The sequence below is a fragment of the Oleiphilus sp. HI0079 genome (assembly GCF_001635105.1).
The window spans coordinates 1-285 of sequence record NZ_LWFT01000414.1; the positions used below are offsets into that span (position 1 = coordinate 1).

General features: G+C 45.3%; 1 pseudogene. It reads left to right on the forward strand.

The features are described 5' to 3' along the window. A pseudogene (locus A3750_RS05415) lies at window positions 1-246 on the forward strand (hypothetical protein); the annotation flags it as partial. Between the last annotated feature and the right edge of the window lie 39 nt (window positions 247-285).

The following is a 285-nucleotide window of genomic DNA, read 5'->3' on the forward strand; positions in this document are numbered from 1 at the left end:
GAGGTTAGCCAGGCACTTGAGCAGATCGTGGATAGTGTTTCGAGCATCGTAGATATGAGTCAGCAAATTGCGGGCGCAGCAGAAGAGCAAGCCATGATGACTGAAAACATTCAGAAAAGTGCCAGTGAGATTTCTGACCTTGGCGGTCAATCTCAAGCCCATGCCGATGACGCATTTAAAGCAAGTGAGCAACTTATAAACAGCACGGACAACCTCGAAACGCTGATTAACAACTTCAAAATCTAACAGCACATTAAGCACCAAGCCAAACATGTTGTGATACAT